The organism is Ponticoccus litoralis (assembly GCF_039769985.1).
In the GTDB taxonomy this organism is placed as follows: domain Bacteria; phylum Pseudomonadota; class Alphaproteobacteria; order Rhodobacterales; family Rhodobacteraceae; genus Ponticoccus; species Ponticoccus litoralis.
On sequence record NZ_JBDNCH010000002.1, the window covers coordinates 2,922,933 to 2,940,198 of the forward strand.

Here is a 17,266-nt window from a genome sequence, read left to right on the forward strand (position 1 = left end):
TCCGCGCCTGCCACGGGCGCAAGGGGGGCTGAATGAGCACCAGACTGGCACAGGGCGGACGCCTCATCGACCGTTCCACCCGGGTTCCCTTCACCTTCGACGGCAAGCGCCTGACCGGCCTTGCCGGAGACACGCTGGCCTCGGCGCTGCTGGCCAACGACCAGATGCTGGTCGGGCGGTCCTTCAAGTACCACCGCCCGCGCGGCATCCTTGCCTCGGGCGCGGAAGAGCCCAACGGTCTGGTGAACCTCGGAGAGGGCAATACCCACGAGCCGAACCAGCGCGTGACCATGACCGAGGTCTTCGAGGGGCTGACCGCCACCTCGCAGAACCGCTGGCCCTCGCTGGAAACCGATATCGGCGCGCTCAACGGCTTCTTCAGCCGCTTCCTGACCGCCGGTTTCTACTACAAGATGTTCATCCACCCGCGTCCGCTGTGGAAGCACGTCTACGAACCCTTCATCCGCAAGTCCGCCGGTCTGGGCAAGGCGCCGGACCCGGAGACCCGCGACCCGGACATCTACGAGCACTTCCACGTCCATACCGACCTGCTGATCGTCGGCGGCGGTGTGGCGGGGCTTCAGGCCGCGCTGGCCGCCGGGGCCTCGGGTGTGCAGGTCCTGCTGATGGAGATGGAGCCGCATCTGGGCGGTACGTGCCCCGGTCGACGGCGGCACGGTCGGCGGCAAGCCGGTCGACGCTTGGATCGCAGAGACCCGCACCGCGCTGGAGGCCATGCCAAACGTGACCATCCGCACCCGCTGCATGGGCTCGGGCGTCTACGATCACGGCTATGCGCTGGGGTACGAGAAGGTCGCCGACCACGTTCCGGGCAGCGGCGCTCCGCGCCATCGCCTGTGGCGGGTCCGGGCGCGGCACATCCTGCTGGCGACCGGCGCGCTGGAGCGGCCCATCGCCTTTGCGGGCAACGACATTCCCGGCGTCATGCTGGCCTCGGCGGTGCGCGACTACATCGTCAACTACGGCGTGTCCTCGGGCGACCGCACAGTGGTGGTGACCAACAACGACGACGCCTACCGCACCGCGCTGGCGGTGAAGAAGGCGGGCCTGAGCGTGCCCGCGATCATCGACACCCGCGTGCTGCCCATCGACTCCGCTCTGGTGGCAGAGGCCAAGGCGGCGGGCATCCGCGTGCTGGAAGGCATGGCCGTGGCCAAGGTCAAGGGCGGCAAGCGGGTCGAGGGTGTCGTGGTCTGCTCGCAGGCGGGCGAGGGCGCCATGATCGAGGAAATCGCCTGCGACGTGGTCGCCATGTCCGGCGGCTGGTCCCCGGCGGTGCACCTGTGGTCGCATTGCGGCGGCAAGCTGCTGTGGGATCCCGAGGCGGTCTGCTTCCGCCCCGATCCCAACCGCCCGCCCACCGGCGCCGAGGGCACCGCCTTCGTCAGCATCGCGGGCGCGGCCAACGGCCATATCGTCACCGGCCCGGTCCTGAAGGATGCCGCCCGCGCGGGTTTCGACGCCGCCGAGGGGCTGGGCGCCACGGTCACGCGCGTGGATGCGCCCGACAGCGACGCACCGGGCGAGGCGCCGGTCATGGCGGTCTGGCTGATGCCGCAGGGCGCCGGTCACGACCTGAAGATGAAATCCTGGCTGGATTTCCAGAACGACGTGAAGGTCTCGGACGTGCAGCTTGCGGCGCGCGAGGGCTTTGAATCCGTCGAACACGCCAAGCGCTACACCACGCTGGGCATGGCGACCGATCAGGGCAAACTGTCCAATATCAACGGACTGGCGATCCTGTCGGGCGCCTTGGGCAGCGACATCCCCGACGTCGGCACCACCACCTTCCGCCCGCCCTATACTCCCATCTCGATGGGGGCGATTGCGGGCGAGGCGCGCGGCGCGACCTTCCTGCCGCTGCGCAAGACGCCGATGCACGCCTGGCACGAGGCGCATGGCGCCGCGTGGGAGCCGGTCGGCCACTGGCGCCGTCCCTACTGCTTCCCCAGGGCGGGCGAAAGCAAGCACGACGCCGTCACGCGCGAGATCAGGGCCACGCGTGACAGCCTTGGCCTGCTGGATGCCTCGACGCTGGGCAAGATCATCGTCAAGGGGCCGGACGCGGGCCGCTTCCTCGACATGCTCTACACCAACATGATGAGCACCCTGCCGGTCGGCAAATGCCGCTACGGGCTGATGTGCAACGAGAACGGCTTCCTGATGGACGACGGTGTCGTGGCGCGGATCGACGAGGATACCTTCCTCTGCCACACCACCACCGGCGGCGCGGACAGCATCCATGCCCACATGGAGGACTGGTTGCAGTGCGAGTGGTGGGACTGGAAGGTCTACACCGCCAACGTGACCGAGCAATACGCGCAGATCGCCGTGGTCGGCCCCAAGGCCCGCAAGGTGCTGGAAAAGCTTGGCGGCATGGACCTGTCGAAAGAGGCGATGCCCTTCATGACATGGGCCGACGGGCGCCTTGGCGGCATCCCGGTGCGGGTCTACCGGATCTCCTTCTCGGGCGAACTGAGCTACGAGATTGCCGCCCCGGCGGCGCAGGGCCTCGCCCTGTGGGAGATGCTGCATGCGGCGGGCGAAGAGTTCAACGCGACCCCCTACGGCACCGAGGCGCTGCACGTCATGCGGGCCGAGAAGGGCTTCATCATGATCGGCGACGAGACCGACGGCACCGTGATCCCGCAGGATCTGGGCCTTGGCTGGGCGATCTCGAAGAAGAAAGAGGACTACCTCGGCAAGCGCGCCCAGACCCGCAGCCACATGGACAACCCCGACCGCTGGCAGCTGGTGGGGCTGGAAACGCTGGACGGATCGGTCCTGCCGGACGGGGCGCTGGCTGTGGCAGAGGGAAAGACTGTGAACGGCCAGCGGCAGACGCAGGGGCGCGTGACCTCGTCCTACTACTCGCCCACGCTGGACCGGGGCATCGCCATGGGCCTTGTCCACAACGGCCCCGACCGCATGGGCGAAGAGATCGATTTCATGAAGGAAGACGGCGAGACCAAGATGCGCGCGCGCATCGTCTCGGCGGTGTTCTTCGACCCCGAAGGAGAGAAGCAGAATGTCTGATCCTGTCCTGCCGCTGGGCGGCGCCTCTTTCGAGGGGCTGTGCCATATCGCCGAACACGGGCCGCAGGGCTGCGTGCTGATCCGGGGCGACCTTGCCACCGCGGCGCTGAAGAATGCCGCGACCGGGCTGACCGGCGTCGACATGCCGGGCACGCGCGGCGCGGCGGGCAACGGCGAGCGCGGCATCCTGTGGATGTCGCCGGACGAGCTGCTGCTGCTGCTGCCCCGGGCCGAGGCGGCGCAGGCCGCTCTGGAGCTTCAGGGCCAGCTGGGCGGCAGCCATGCCCTTGTGGCCGATGTCTCGGACATGCGGGCGCATTTCCTTCTGACCGGCCCGATGGTCCGCGAGGTTCTGGCCAAGCTGACGCCCGCCGACCTCTCGCCCGAGGCCTTCGGCCCCGGGGAACTGCGCCGCACCAAGGTCGGGCAGGTTGCGGCGGGCCTGTGGATGCGCGACGCCCGGACGGTGCAGCTGTTCTGTTTCCGCTCCGTCGCGGACTACATGTTCGCCCTGCTCAAGACCGCCGCGGCCCCGAACAGCGCCGTCGGCTATTTCCGGGAGTAATCTGCGACAGCGGTTGCCATGGCGGGTGCGGGGACCGATAGTCGCAGGACGTTCCCGCCCCGGTAAAGGAGCCGCCATGCGCCGGATCGCCCTTGCCTTCCTCGCGCTGACCGCTCTGGCAGCCCTGACCGCCCCGGCTGCGGCCAGCGTCATGGCCTATCAGTGCCACTTCCCGCAGTCGCGCGACCGCGACTGGGTGCAGCCGCTGATCTTCTTCGGCCATGACACGCGCAGCGGGCGGGTGGTGATCTCGGACGCCGGGATCCTGCATTTCAACGAGGGTCAGCCCGCCGAGGGCCGGGTCGAGGTCACGGGGGCAGAGATCACCGTGCACTGGCAGGTGCGGATGCGCGGGGCCTTCAACATGCGCGTGCTGATGACCTACCGTGCCCGCATCGACCGCCGCACCGGCCAGGTCACCGTTCTGGCGCTGGGGCGCGGGCAGGGCATCCGCCAGGAACGCAGGGGCCAATGCGAGATGCGCGAACTTTCGTGACTCCAGCATGTTTCCGCCGTCACGAACCCTTGACGCGGGGTGACTGGCGAGACACGTATGACGCAGCACCACAACCGTAACGAAAGGGGCCCCTCATGGCTTTTGAACTTCCTGATCTTCCTTACGCACACGATGCGCTGGCCAGCCAGGGCATGAGCCAGGAGACGCTGGAGTATCACCACGATATCCACCACAAGGCCTATGTCGACAACGGCAACAAGCTGATCGCGGGCACCGAGTGGGAAGGCAAGTCGGTCGAAGAGATCGTCAAGGGCACCTATGACGCCAACGCCGTTGCCCAGTCGGGTATCTTCAACAACGCGTCGCAGCACTGGAACCACGCCCAGTTCTGGGAAATGATGGGCCCGGGCAATGCCGGCATGCCCTCCGAGCTGGAAGCCGCCATCAAGGAAAGCTTCGGCACCGTCGAAGACTTCAAGGAAAAGTTCTCGTACCGCCGGTGCCGGTCAGTTCGGCTCCGGCTGGGCCTGGCTGGTGAAGGACACTGACGGTTCGCTGAAGGTGACCAAGACCGAGAACGGCGTGAACCCGCTGTGCTTCGGCCAGACCGCTCTGCTGGGTTGCGACGTGTGGGAACATTCCTACTACATCGACTTCCGCAACAAGCGCCCGGCCTACCTGGCAAACTTCCTCGACAACCTGGTGAACTGGGAAAACGTGGCCTCGCGCCTGTAAGCCCTTCGACCGGTTCGAAACGGAACGCCCCGGCAAACGCCGGGGCGTTTCGCGTTTGGGGGCGCTGGAAACGCATCCCCGGGGCCACGTGCCCGCCGCCGAGGGTGCGCTGATATCCTTGCGTTTTCAAAGCAGTGGCCGGCGATCCGGATTTCGCTGCCCCTTGCCCCGAACCCTGCCGCCCCGGCGCGGTCCCGCGCCGTGAGGGCCGGTGGCCGCAGGCACCCCGGGACCGCGCGGCCCCCGTCACTGGCTTGCAGCCCCCCGCGTCCGGGCGTAGGTCTTCCGGGTACAGGCGGGAGGTGACATGTCAACGCAACGCTCGGGTGTCCTTGCCATCATCGGCGCCTGCATCATCTGGGGCCTGTCCCCGCTCTATTACAAGCTGCTGACCCATGTGCCGCCGCTGGAACTGCTGGCGCATCGCACCGTCTGGTCGCTGGTGGTCTTTGCCGGGCTTCTGGGCCTGCAGGGGCGGTTGGGCCGCATCCGCGTGGCAATGTCCTCGCGCCGCGATGCGCTGATCCTGACGGCGGCGGCGCTGCTGATCTCGGCCAACTGGTTCTTCTTCATCTTCTCGGTGCAGGTCGGGCGGGTGACCGAAACCTCGATGGGCTACTATATCCAGCCGTTGCTGGTGGTCCTTCTGGGGGTCTTCGTGCTGAAGGAGCGCCTTGGCCCGCTGCAATGGCTGGCAATCGGGCTGGCGGCGGCGGGGGTCGCGCAGCTGACATGGGGCCTGGGCGCCGCGCCTTGGATATCCCTGCTGCTGGCCTCGACCTTCGCGCTATACGGGTTGCTGAAGAAAAGCCTCTCGGTCGGCCCGGTTGTCTCGGTCACCACCGAGGTGCTGATCCTGACGCCGCTCGCGGTGGTCTGGCTGGCCTGGGTGCATCTGCGCGGCGAGGGCCTGTTCGGACAGGACCTCTATACCTCGGCGCTGCTGATCCTCTCGGGGCTGCTGACCGCGCTGCCGCTGATCCTCTTCTCGTCGGGCGCGCAGAAGGTCAGCATGGTGACGCTTGGCCTTGTGCAGTATCTCAACCCGACGATGCAGTTCTTCCTTGCGGCGGTGATCTTTGCCGAGCCGCTGACCGGCTGGCACGTCACCGCCTTTGTGATGATCTGGACGGCGCTGGCGATCTACACCGCCGTCACCCTGCGTCAGGAAAGGGCGCGGCGCAGGATCGTCATGACCTCTTCGGCAGAGGCGGCGGCACTGGACGAAATCCAGCAGCGAGCGTTCTGCAAAGCCCTGATCGACGACGTGCTCCATCAGGGCGCGCAGCGGCCCCCAGTAGCCCGCCACGTCCATCAGCACGATGGGCTTCGAGTGCAGGCCAAGCTGGCGCCAAGTCAGCACCTCGAAGAATTCGTCGAGCGACCCGGCGCCGCCCGGCATCACCACGACCGCGTCGGCGTTCATCACCATGACCTTCTTGCGCTCGTGCATGGTCTCGGTGACGATGAATTTCGTCAGGTCGGTCTTGCCGACTTCTAGGCTCAGCAGGTGCGTCGGGATTACGCCGAAGGTTTCGGCGCCGCCGGTCTGCGCCGCCCGCGCGACGGTGCCCATCAGGCCCACGTCGCCCGCGCCGTAGACCAGCCGCCAGCCCTCGGACGCGATGGCGCCGCCGAGGGCCTCGGCTTCGGACGCATAGGCGGGCAGGGCGCCCGCCCGCGAACCGCAATAGACACAGATTGAGAATTTTGTCATGGCTGCCCGCCTCTTGGTGGATTTTCCGCTTTTGACCCTTGTTACCGGGTGGTTTATACACGCTCAACTGCCCTTTTCCGCGATGGGGGTCGCGGAGGGGGGCCTGTGACCGGAACGACTGCCATGAGCAAGACAGGACTCTACCTCGCCGTGACCGCGGCCGCGACCGCCGGGGCCGTGGCCACGGGCATCGCCAGCGGTGTGATCACGCTGCCCGGATCCGACGACCCGCAGGTGCCGGCGCTGGCAAGCCGAGAGGCCGCATCGCCGGACACGCCCGCCCCCTCCGCTGACACCGATCCCGCCGTCGAGGCCAGACCCGCCGCTGACGCCGAGCCTGTCGCGAAAGCCGCCGGGGCCGACCCGGCTTCTGACCCCGATCTTGCCACGGAGGGTGCCGGGGCCGATCCCGCCCTTGCCGATCAAGCGCCCGGGCGCGCAGCCGACCCGGTTTCCGTCGCCGCGCCGGTCTTCGACCTCGTGCGGGCGGAAACCGACGGGGCCGCGCTGGTGGCCGGGGCCGCCGCGCCCGGCGCCCTGCTGGAGCTTCTGGTGAACGGCGAACCGGTCGAAACCGTCGACGTGGGCGGTGACGGCAAGTTCTCGGCCTTTGTCGCGCTGCCGCAGGACGGGGCCGTGCTGGCCCTGCGCATGTCCGTGGAGGGCGAGACGCTGCTGTCCGAGACCGAGGTGATCGTCGCGCCCGTCGATCTTGTCGCCGCGCTGGAAAGCCCGCAGGCCCTGTCGCAGACGCCCGCCGCGCCCGGCGCTGCCGGGGTTCCGGCAGGGTCCGGCCCCGATGCGCACTCCGTGGCCGACCCGGGCCTTGCCGGTGGCGCCGACCCGCGCGCGCCGCAGGCCTCGGACCCCGATACCGCCGCCCGCGCGGTGCCGCTGCCCCGCGCCGGAGAGGCCCCCACGCCGCTGGCGGCGCAGGATGACGCGGTGGGTCAGACGCCGCAGGTGCCCGGCAGCTCGACCGCGCGCCCGGCGCAGGAGGCACTGGCGACGCTGCGGCTGGAGGCGGCGGACGGTCCGCCCGCTTCGTCCCCCGGGAGCCGCGCCGAACCCGCGTCGGTCATCGCCAGCGCCGATCCCTCCCGCGTACCCGGCGCCGCAGAGACCGCCACCCTTGACGCCCTGCCGCGCGATCCGGCCATCGGCGCCCGCAGCCAGACTGCCGCCGCCGCCGCGCCCGACGGTTCCTCGGGCGGGCCGACGGTTCTGGTGTCCGGCCCGAGCGGGGTCGAGGTGCTTCAGACCGCGCCGCTGTCGCCGGGGGACGTGGCGCTCGACTCGATCAGCTACGATGCCGAGGGCGACGTGCTGCTGTCCGGTCGCGGCGAGGATACCGGCTTTGTGCGGGTCTACCTCGACAATACGCCGGTCTCGACCTCGCGCATCCGCGAGGACGGGCGCTGGCGCATCGTCCTCCCCGAGATCGACACCGGCACCTACACGCTGCGGGTGGATCAGCTGGACGCGCAGGGCGCCGTGACCGCCCGGGTCGAAAGCCCCTTCCTGCGCGAAAGCGCCGAGGCTCTGGAGACCGCGACCGCGCTGGCGCAGGGGCCGATCACCTCGGTGATCGTGCAGCCCGGCAACACGCTGTGGGGCATCTCGAAGGGCCGCTACGGCGACGGGCTGGACTACCTACGCATCTACGAGGCCAACCGCGACCGCATCCGCGACCCCGACCTGATCTATCCCGGCCAGCTTTTCGAGCTGCCCGAAACCCGGACAGAGTGACGCCGGGCCGCCGGTTCGGGGCAGGGCGCGCGGCGCCTGCCACCGCTCTGTGCGCTGCCGCACTGGCCTTCCCGGCTGCGGCACCCTAGGTAGGGAGGCCGAGACCGGAGCACCCATGACAGACCAGCCCCCCGCAGACATCGCACAGGCAGAGCGCCGCTCTGGCTGGCGCACCATCCGCCGCGTCGGCCCCTACCTCTGGCCCGAGGGGCAGACATGGGTGAAACGCCGCGTGGTGATCGCGCTGGGGTTCCTCGTGCTGGCCAAGGTGATCGCGGTCTTCACCCCGATCCTCTACAAGCAGGCGGTCGACACCCTGTCGGGCGAGGGCGCGTCGGACCTGATGCTGGGCGCCGTCGGCCTGACCGTGGCCTATGGCCTGGCGCGGCTGATGAACGTGGGCTTCCAGCAGCTGCGCGACGCGGTCTTCGCCAAGGTCGGCCAGCGCGCGCTGCGGCAACTGGCGCTGGAGACCTTCACCCATATCCACCGCCTGTCCCTGCGCTACCACATCACCCGCAAGACCGGCGGCCTCAGCCGCATCATCGAGCGCGGCGTGAAGGGCGTCGAGTTCCTGCTGCGCTTCCTTTTGTTCTCGATCGGGCCGCTGGCGCTGGAACTGGCCCTCGTTGCCATCGTGCTCTTCTTCCTCTTCGACGTCTGGTATCTGGTCGTCGTGGTGGGGGTCGTGGCGCTTTACGTCGCCTTCACCTTCAAGGTGACCGAATGGCGGGTGAAGCTGCGCCGCGAGATGAACAAGCAGGACACCGATGCCAACCAGAAGGCCATCGACAGCCTGCTGAACTTCGAGACGGTCAAGTATTTCGGCGCCGAGAGCCGCGAGGCCGCGCGCTACGACCGCGCCATGGAAGGCTACGAGGCGGCGGCGGTGAAGACCGCGACCTCGCTTGCGGCGCTGAATACCGGTCAGTCGCTGATCATCACCTCGGGCCTCGTCGCGGTCATGGTCATGGCGGCGGTAGGCGTGCAGAACGGCGCGCTGACCGTGGGCGACTTCGTCATGGTCAACGCCTACATGATCCAGATCACCATGCCGCTGAACTTTCTCGGCACCGTCTACCGCGAGATCCGGCAGGCGCTGGTCGATATGGGAGAGATGTTCGACCTTCTGGAACAGCCGCAAGAGGTGCAGGACAAGCCCGGCGCCCCCGCGCTGGACGTGGCGGGCGGGGCGGTGACGCTGGACGGCGTGGTCTTTGGCTACGACGCGGCGCGGCCGATCCTGAAGGGCGTCTCGGTCGATGTGCCCGCCGGGCAGAACGTCGCGCTGGTGGGGCCCTCGGGCTCGGGCAAGTCGACCATCGGGCGGCTGCTCTTCCGCTTCTACGATGTGCAGGGCGGGGCGATCCGCATCGACGGGCAGGACCTGCGGGATGTGACGCAGGCCTCGCTGCATGCGGCCATCGGGGTGGTGCCGCAGGACACGGTGCTGTTCAACGACACGATCCGCTACAATATCGCCTATGGCCGCGACGGCGCCTCTCAGGCGGAGGTCGAGGATGCGGCGCGGGCGGCGCAGATCCACGACTTCATCACCTCGTTGCCGGAAGGCTACGACACGCAGGTGGGCGAACGCGGGCTGAAGCTGTCGGGCGGCGAAAAGCAGCGCGTGGGCATCGCGCGCACGCTGCTGAAGAACCCGCCGATCCTGCTGCTGGACGAGGCGACGTCGGCGCTGGACACCGAAACCGAGGCCTCGATCCAGGAGGCGCTGCGCCGCGCCGGAGAGGGGCGGACCGTCATCACAATCGCGCACCGCCTGTCGACCATCGCCGATGCCGACCGGATCGTGGTCCTGCAGGACGGCGAGGTGGTCGAGGAAGGCACGCACGAGGCGCTGCTTCTGCGGCAGGGGCGTTATGCCCAGCTTTGGGCGCGCCAGCAGGCCGAGGATGTGGAGGCGGCCTAGGGAGGCAGCGGGCCGGGGCCTGGATGTGAGGCAGGGCCGACCAGCGGCTCGGCTGACAGCGCCATCGGGATGGTTGCTGACAGGGGGCCGCGGCGCGTCGCGTGACAGGGCTGTCCGGCTCCCGCGTGAAAAGACGATCCGCCCAGGCGTTTGAGGGGCCACCGGGCGGGGCCTTGGGCCGGTTGGCCTGTCCGCGGCGCGCTGTCCGCCATCCCCGGCCTCCGCGGCAGCGCGCAAAAACCCGGCAGACCTGCATCAGCGCAGGGGCGCTGCGCCGTGCTGTCTCTTTCTTAACCCCGCATTTGGCTTTAAATTGGGGAAAAACAACGGAGCGACCGCGCCATGCACCGCCCAATCGTCGGCATCATCGGCAACCAGCATCTGATCAATGACCAGTACCCGGCCCACGCGGGCGGGGCCATGAACTCCGAGGCGGTGGCCGTGGTGGCGGACTGCATGCCGCTGCTTATCCCCGCCGACCCGCGCTTTGTCTCGATCCCCGAACTGCTGGAGGCCTGCGACGGCTTCCTGCTGACCGGCGGTCGGGCCAACGTCCACCCCGAGGAATACGGCGAGGCCTCGACCGAGGCACATGGCAGCTACGACCGCGCCCGCGATGCCATCGTGCTGCCGCTGGTGCGCGCCTGTGTCGAGCGTGGCCAGCCGGTCTTCGGCATCTGCCGCGGCTTCCAGGAGGTCAACGTGGCCATGGGCGGGACGCTCTACCCGGAAATCCGCGACCTGCCGGGCCGGATGAACCACCGCATGCCGCCCGATGGCACGCTGGAAGAGAAATTCGCCCTGCGCCACAAGGTGACGCTGACCGAGGGCGGGGTCTTTCACCGGCTCTGGGGCGCGACAGAGGTCATGACCAACACGCTGCACGGGCAGGGCATCAAGCAGCCCGGCAAGCGCGTGGTGATCGAGGGCCAGGCACCGGACGGCACCCCCGAGGCGATCCACGTCGAGGGCGCCAAGGGCTTTACCCTTTCGGTGCAATGGCATCCCGAATGGGACGCCGCCAACGACCCGGTGTCCCGTCCGCTGTTCCAGGCCTTCGGCGCGGCGGTCCGCGACTGGGCCGCCATGGGCACGGAACGGACGCGCCAGAGCGCCTGACATGGGCGCGGCCTTCCCGCGCTATTCACATCGCGCCGATGCCTCGGTGCCCGCTTTCGACGACAGCGGTCATGTGGTGGTGGTCGACGGCACATGCGGTGTCTGTTCTCGCGGGGCGCGGATGCTGGCGCGGCGCGATACCCGGCAGGAGTTCCGCATCGCCACGGCGGGCACCGGTCTGGGCCGGGCGCTGTTGCTGCACTACGGGCTGGACCCCGACGCCCCCGACAGCTGGCTGTACCTGCGCGAGGGTGAGGCGCTATTTTCGCTGGATGCCGTGATCGCTGTGGCCACAAGGCTGGGTGGGGCCGGGCGTCTCGCCGCCGCCTTGTGGCTGCTGCCGAAGGGTCTGCGCGACTGGACCTATCGCCGGATCGCCCGCAACCGTTACCGGATCATGGGCCGCACCGATCTTTGCGCGCTGCCGGACCCCGCGCTGCGGAAGCGCCTGATCGGCTGAGGCGCCCTTGCGAGGGGGCGTGACGCCTCCGGCACAGTCGCCTTGCGGTGGGAAAGGCGTCGTGGACCGGGCGCCGTGGGGCAGGGGCCTTTCAGCCGCGCCCCTTGTCCCGTTGCCGCAGGCCCCCTGCGGGAGCGGTCCGGTGGTCCTAGGCCACGCGGCGCAGGGCCATCGGCCCCTGTCCCGTCAGGGCCTGCACCTCGTGCCGTTTCAGGCAAAGCCGCGCGGTGCCGCCATAGGCAGAGACATCGCCGCGCAGATGCGGCATCGCCGCGAAAAGGCTGTCGCGGGCGGGCGGGGTCAGCGCGGCCAGCCCTTCGTCGCCGACGAAGAAGCTCTCGCTGGCGAGGCCTTCGGCGTAGATCACCTGATGCCGGTCCAGCGCGAGGTGGATATAGGTCACCTCTCCCCCTCGACGCGGGACACACCCGGCCTGCCCAGCATGTGGCGGGCCGAGGCAAAGACCTCGTCGGCGCCGAACATCAACTGGGCATCGTAACCTTCCAGAAGCATCCGGTGCTGTGGCGAGACCAGCAGGGGGCGGGTGCCGCCCAGCACCTGCGGCGCGATGCGGATGGGGGCTGCGCGCCCTGCCGCCAGCGCCCGCCGGGCGCCGATCCAGCGCAGCGGTTGCAGGCCCTCGTCGCGGGTCACCAGACGGTCGCCCGCGCGCAGGGACTCGACCGGGCGATAGCCGGTTTCGGTCAGGATCTGCGTCCCGGGCGTGAAACAGATCACGTTGTCGATGTTCGAGAAGGTGACAAGCGAGCCGTCCAGCAGCTGCACCGTCCCGGACTGCTCTCCGCCGACGTTCGAGGTGATCGTGAGCGTCGCGCGATCCGCCAGCCCGTTCAGGTTCAGCGTGTCGCCGCCGGTCTGGCCGCCGGTCAGGCCGTCGATGAAGATGCCGCCGGCGCCGGTCTCTCCGGTATCGACGAGGGTGATGGTGTCGTCGCCGTCGCCGCCGGTGATCGTGTCGCCGTAGGAGGCGAATATCGCGTCGTCGCCCGCGCCGCCGTCGAGCCTGTCGGCCCCCGATCCGCCTGCCAGCCAGTCGTTGCCATCGCCGCCAGACAGCGTGTCGGCGCCGTCGCCGCCTTCCAGCCTGTCCGCCCCGTCGCCGCCGGTCAGGACATCGTCGCCGGTCCCGCCCTGCAGGATGTCGTCGCCGATGCCGCCGTCCAGCGTGTCATTGCCTGCGCCACCGATGAGGGAATCGTCGCCCTCTTCGCCATAGAGCGCGTCAGAGCCGCCGCGCCCGTCCAGCGTGTCGTCGCCAAGCCCGCCGTAGAAGACGTTGGTCCAGTCCGGCCCCTCATCGTCGTATCCGGCAAGGCTGTCGTCGAAGTCCGACCCGATGATGCCGTCGTTTCCGCCAAGGTTCACGTCGCCCTCGGCATGGCCGCCCGAGAAGGCGCCGCTGGCAAGGTCGATGGTCACACCGGCGTCGGACGAGGCATAGGACAGGAAGTCCATGCCGCCGCCGCCAGAGAGCCTGTCGGCGCCCGCGCCGCCCTCCAGCGTGTCGTTGCCCGCTCCGCCGATCAGGCTGTCGGCGCCGCTGCCGCCGGACAGGGAATCCGCCCCGATGCCGCCGTCCAGCGTATCGTCACCCTCTTCGCCGAACAGCGTGTCCTCGCCCGCGCCGCCAAGGATCAGGTCGTCTCCGCCTACCGGGACGGCCTCGAACTGCACATCGGTGACCCAGATGCCCTGCGTGCCGTTCAACGCGTTGCCATAGACGATCTCGATCTGCGACACCGGCCCGGCGATATTCACCAGCACCGACCCCCCGGCCTGGTTCGTCGCCTCGGCCACGCTGTTGGCGGTGACCGTGTTGCCGGACACCGTGTCGCCGCCCGAAGGCGTCAGCACCACGGTCACCGGGTTGCCCTCCGCGTCGAAGGCATTGACCGTCACGACATCGCGGTGGTTGCCGCTGCCCCAGTCCACGTCGTTGATCCGGAAAGAGACGTTCTCGACCGCGTCCGCCACGCTCGACCCGGCGCTGGCGGCGAAATTCAGCGTCGTGCGCGAGGTCGCGCCGTCGCCATTGCCGAACAGGTAGAGCGAGGAGTTCGGGTTGTAGGTCTCGCCGCCCGCCCGGTACTGGGTGTCGTCCGTATCGACCTGGAAGGTCGGGTTGTTGTTGCCGGTGCTGGCGAAAGAGACCGAGACGTCGATCTCTCCGGTGTCCTGCGTGAAGCCGCCCGCCAGGTTGGTGCCGTTTCCGCCCTGCGCGGCCCAGTTCAGGTCCTGCGCGATGCGGCCCGGTGTGGCGCCGCCCAGGTCGCCATGGACCAGGTCGTTGCCGTCCCCGGCGTCGATGGTGTCGTTGCCCGCGCCGCCGTAGACGGTGTCGTTGCCGTCCCGCGCGGTGATGGAATCGTCCATCCCCCGGGCCGCGCCGTCGACCTGCTCGCCGTGGATATCCTGATAGGCGAAGTCGATCAGGTCGTCGCCCCCGGTGCCGTCGATATCGCCATCGGTGAAATCGGCGTAGCGAAAGGCGATGTCGCCCGCCGAGGCATTGGGATTGCTGTCGTAGGCCAGCACGTCATAGCTGCGCCCGGGCACCAAGGGCTGTTCCGAAAGCGTGTACAGCCCGTCCGCCGCGCCGCCTTCGATGTCCAGCTGCGCGACCTGGAAGACCTCGCCGGTGACGCTGTCGCGCAGCGTCCAGACGCGCTCGGCGTCCATGTTCACCCCGGTCGAGGTGCCCGCGCCGGTGGTGGCGTTGCCGTAGGCGCTTTCGCCGCCGGCGCTGTCGTCGTCCAGCGTCTGGCCGCCGATACCGGCCTCAGTGTCGGTGATTGTTGCGGTGCCGCCGTAGGTGGCTGGACCCGTCCAGACAAAGGAACCACCCGTGGGGACGGTGCCCCACGGGTCAAAGTCGTAGAATTCGACAGTATATACGGGCATTTGCCTCTGGTCCCGGTCCTGTCAGCCTTCAGCGCCTGTTGCGGTCTTCCGAAGGGTTTGCCCGCGTTGGGGCGATGCTCGACGGTCTTGTCCGTTCCGCTCTTGCTGGCGGTGTTTCCAATCTGACTACAATCGGACCGGGGCAGGATTGTGCGCGAAATGTGGCAATTTTCTGGCAGGGGCGCTTTTTGGAAACAATCCCGTCCAGGGCCGGGGTCCGCCGCCGCTCTTCTTCGGTCTTCCAAATACCTTGGGGGTCCGGGGGCAAAGCCCCCAGCCGGTCGCCTGCCGACAGGCAGGCGAAATCTTCACGCCTCAGGCATAGAAGTCGAAGTGCTTGTTCAGAGGCAGTTCCCGCACCCGCTTGCCGGTCAGGTCGAAGAGCGCATTGGCCAGCGCCGGGGCGGCGGGGGCGTGCCGACCTCGCCGATGCCGTTCAGGCGCTCCTGGTTCTGCAGGACGCGGACCTCGGTACGGGGCATCTGCGACATCCGCAGCGTCCTGTAGTCGGGGAAGTTGCTCTGTTCCGCGCGCCCGCCCGCAAAGGTGATCTCTTCGCCGATGGCCGCCGAGAGCCCATAGGCCATGGCCCCGGTCAGCTGGGCCTCGATATTGCCGGGGTCCAGCGCCACGCCCGGATCGGCGGCGATCCAGGCCCCGGTCAGGCGGATCAGTCCGTCCTGGTCCTGCACCTCGATCACCATGGCCGTGGGCGTGCCGAAGCTGTAGACCATGGCCAGCCCGCGCCCGGTGCCCTCGGGCGTCTCGCCGGTCCAGCCCGACATCGCGCCGACCGCCTCCAGCACCTGCCAGGCGGGCAGCCATTCGTCGCGGGTCAACTCCATCCGCAATTCCAGCGGGTCCCGACCGGCGGCATGGGCCATCTCATCCATGAAGCTTTCGTGGAAGAAGCCGTTGAAGCTGGCCCCCACCGACCGCCAGAATCCAAGCCGCGGCGCGATATCCGCGCGCCAGCCGCGCACACGGTAGTTCTTCAGCCCGTAGGGCTGGTTGAACAGCGCATCGACGATGGACACGTCCGGCCCGCCCGGCGCGAAGCCGGTCCAGCGGTCCATGGCCTGTCCCATGATCGAGGGTGCGGCCACCTGCGCGTCGATCATCACGATCCCGCCGTCCTGCACCGCGCCCTTCATGCGCGCCTGCGCGGGCGGGCGGTAGAAGTCATGTGTCATATCCTCTTCGCGCGACCACGTCACGTTGACCGGCGTGCCGGGTACCGCCTTGGCCACCCGCGTTGCGAGGACGGCATAGTCCAGCTCTCCGCGCCGGCCAAAGCCGCCGCCCATGAGCGTGACGTTGACCTCGACATCCTCTTCCGCCACGCCCGCCTCTTCGGCGCAGCGCGCCTGCAGGAAGGTCGGTCCCTGATTGCCGCACCAGATCCGCAGCTTGTCGCCGTCGAACCATGCGGTGGCGTTCATCGGCTCCATGGTCGCATGGGCAAGGAAGGGCACGCGGTAGGTTGCCTCGACCACCTCGGCCCCGTCCGGGATCAGCGTCACGATGCCGTCGTCGCGGTGAGTGCTGTCGGGCGCGTCGTTGTCGAAGGCGGCATCCAGAGCGGCGAACATCTCTTCCGTGGTCTCGGGGTAGTCGGACGCCTCCCACTCCACCGCGACCGCCTCGACGGCACGCTGCGCCAGCCATGTGTTGGTGGCGATGGCGGCCACGCCGTCCCCCATGTCGACGATCTTCTCGACGCCGGGCATGCGCTCTGCCTCGAAGGCGTCGAAGCGCGTCATGCCCGCCCGTGTCGGCGCCATGCGCACAGCGGCAAAAAGCATCCCCGGCAGCCGCGTGTCGATGCCGAATTGCGCGGTGCCCATGGTCTTGGCGGCGAGGTCGATGCGCGGCTGGGTCTTGCCCAGAAGGCGCCAGTCCGAGGCATCGCGCAGCTGCACGCTGGGCGGATCGACCTCCGCCGCCGCGGCGGCCAGTTCGGTATAGGGCAGGGTGGTCCCGTCGGCGGCGATCACCGCGCCGCGCTCTGTCCGCAGCGTCTCGATCTCCACGCCCAGCCGGTTCGCCGCGGCGGTCTTCAGCATCTCGCGCGTGGCGGCGCCGGTCACGCGCAGCCTCTCGTAGCCGTCCTTCATGGCGGTCGAGCCACCGGTGACCTGCATCTTCAGCACCTTGCCCATCTTGGCCACGACCTGACCAAGGTTGTGCTGGAAGGCCGAGGCGTCATAGCCCTTCGAGGGCACCGCCTCGGCCAGCATGGCGGTGTTGTAATAGGCAGCGGCGGGCGGGCCGTGGATCACCCTTACCTGATCGAGGTCGAGGTCCATTTCCTCGGCCAGCAGCGCGGCCCATGTGGTATGCGTGCCCTGACCCATCTCGGCGCGCGGCGCGATCAGCGTCACACCCTCGCCGTCGATCAGCACGAAGGGGTTCAGCGTGGCCTCGCCGTCGCCCGGCTTCAGCGGGTTGGGCGCGGGCTTCATCACGTACCAGGCGCCGAAGGCCGCGCCCCCGGCGACGGCGGCGACCCCGATCAGAAAGGTCCGGCGGGCGATCTTGCCGATGCTGGCCAT

The 17,266-nt window shown here is 68.9% G+C and carries 6 protein-coding genes and 6 pseudogenes; 9 read left to right on the top strand and 3 right to left on the bottom strand.

From position 1 onward, the window contains the following. Positions 1–32: 32 nt before the first annotated feature. The 5 genes and pseudogenes from ABFB10_RS15570 to rarD form a co-directional block, all read left to right on the top strand. A pseudogene (locus ABFB10_RS15570) lies at positions 33–3,057 on the top strand (sarcosine oxidase subunit alpha family protein). Further along, positions 3,050–3,622, top strand: a complete 573-nt coding sequence (locus tag ABFB10_RS15575; protein ID WP_347167205.1) for a sarcosine oxidase subunit gamma — start codon at positions 3,050–3,052, stop codon at positions 3,620–3,622. Before ABFB10_RS15570 ends, ABFB10_RS15575 begins: the two are co-directional and overlap by 8 nt. Positions 3,623–3,698: 76 nt before the next feature. Beyond that, positions 3,699–4,118 carry a hypothetical protein gene (locus tag ABFB10_RS15580; protein ID WP_347167206.1) on the top strand — a complete coding sequence of 140 codons (420 nt, stop codon included), beginning with the start codon at positions 3,699–3,701 and terminating at the stop codon, positions 4,116–4,118. A 95-nt stretch (positions 4,119–4,213) separates the two neighbouring features. Beyond that, a pseudogene (locus ABFB10_RS15585) lies at positions 4,214–4,814 on the top strand (superoxide dismutase). A gap of 307 nt (positions 4,815–5,121) precedes the next feature. Next, positions 5,122–5,877 (top strand): annotated as a pseudogene (rarD, locus tag ABFB10_RS15590) (EamA family transporter RarD); the annotation flags it as partial. Between the two features lie 101 nt (positions 5,878–5,978). Here rarD and ABFB10_RS15595 read toward each other — a convergent pair. Further along, positions 5,979–6,531 (bottom strand): annotated as a pseudogene (locus ABFB10_RS15595) (LOG family protein). 123 nt (positions 6,532–6,654) lie between these two features. Here ABFB10_RS15595 and ABFB10_RS15600 point away from each other — a divergent pair. From ABFB10_RS15600 to ABFB10_RS15615, 4 genes are all read left to right on the top strand, one after another. Next, positions 6,655–8,280 (top strand): LysM peptidoglycan-binding domain-containing protein, encoded by a 1,626-nt coding sequence (locus tag ABFB10_RS15600; protein WP_347167207.1) that lies wholly within the window; start codon positions 6,655–6,657, stop codon positions 8,278–8,280. 115 nt (positions 8,281–8,395) lie between these two features. Continuing rightward, positions 8,396–10,210, top strand: coding sequence for an ABCB family ABC transporter ATP-binding protein/permease (locus ABFB10_RS15605; RefSeq protein WP_347167208.1), 1,815 nt, complete (start codon positions 8,396–8,398; stop codon positions 10,208–10,210). A gap of 342 nt (positions 10,211–10,552) precedes the next feature. Next, positions 10,553–11,329 carry a gamma-glutamyl-gamma-aminobutyrate hydrolase family protein gene (locus ABFB10_RS15610; RefSeq protein ID WP_347167209.1) on the top strand — a complete coding sequence of 259 codons (777 nt, stop codon included), beginning with the start codon at positions 10,553–10,555 and terminating at the stop codon, positions 11,327–11,329. A 1-nt stretch (position 11,330) separates the two neighbouring features. After that, on the top strand, positions 11,331–11,789 hold the full coding sequence (locus ABFB10_RS15615; protein WP_347167210.1) for a thiol-disulfide oxidoreductase DCC family protein: 459 nt from the start codon (positions 11,331–11,333) through the stop codon (positions 11,787–11,789). Positions 11,790–11,937: 148 nt separating this feature from the next. On the opposite strand, the pseudogene ABFB10_RS15625 reads toward ABFB10_RS15615, so the two are convergent. Both ABFB10_RS15625 and ABFB10_RS15630 read right to left on the bottom strand, forming a co-directional pair. Further along, positions 11,938–14,711, bottom strand: a pseudogene (locus ABFB10_RS15625) (Hint domain-containing protein). Positions 14,712–15,026: 315 nt separating this feature from the next. Beyond that, positions 15,027–17,266: pseudogene (locus ABFB10_RS15630) on the bottom strand (xanthine dehydrogenase family protein molybdopterin-binding subunit).

Coding starts and splice junctions, on each gene's coding strand:
- ABFB10_RS15575 (WP_347167205.1), top strand. CDS start 3,050: ATGTCTGATCCTGTCCTGCCGCTGGGCGGCGCCTCTTTCGAGGGGCTG.
- ABFB10_RS15580 (WP_347167206.1), top strand. CDS start 3,699: ATGCGCCGGATCGCCCTTGCCTTCCTCGCGCTGACCGCTCTGGCAGCC.
- ABFB10_RS15600 (WP_347167207.1), top strand. CDS start 6,655: ATGAGCAAGACAGGACTCTACCTCGCCGTGACCGCGGCCGCGACCGCC.
- ABFB10_RS15605 (WP_347167208.1), top strand. CDS start 8,396: ATGACAGACCAGCCCCCCGCAGACATCGCACAGGCAGAGCGCCGCTCT.
- ABFB10_RS15610 (WP_347167209.1), top strand. CDS start 10,553: ATGCACCGCCCAATCGTCGGCATCATCGGCAACCAGCATCTGATCAAT.
- ABFB10_RS15615 (WP_347167210.1), top strand. CDS start 11,331: ATGGGCGCGGCCTTCCCGCGCTATTCACATCGCGCCGATGCCTCGGTG.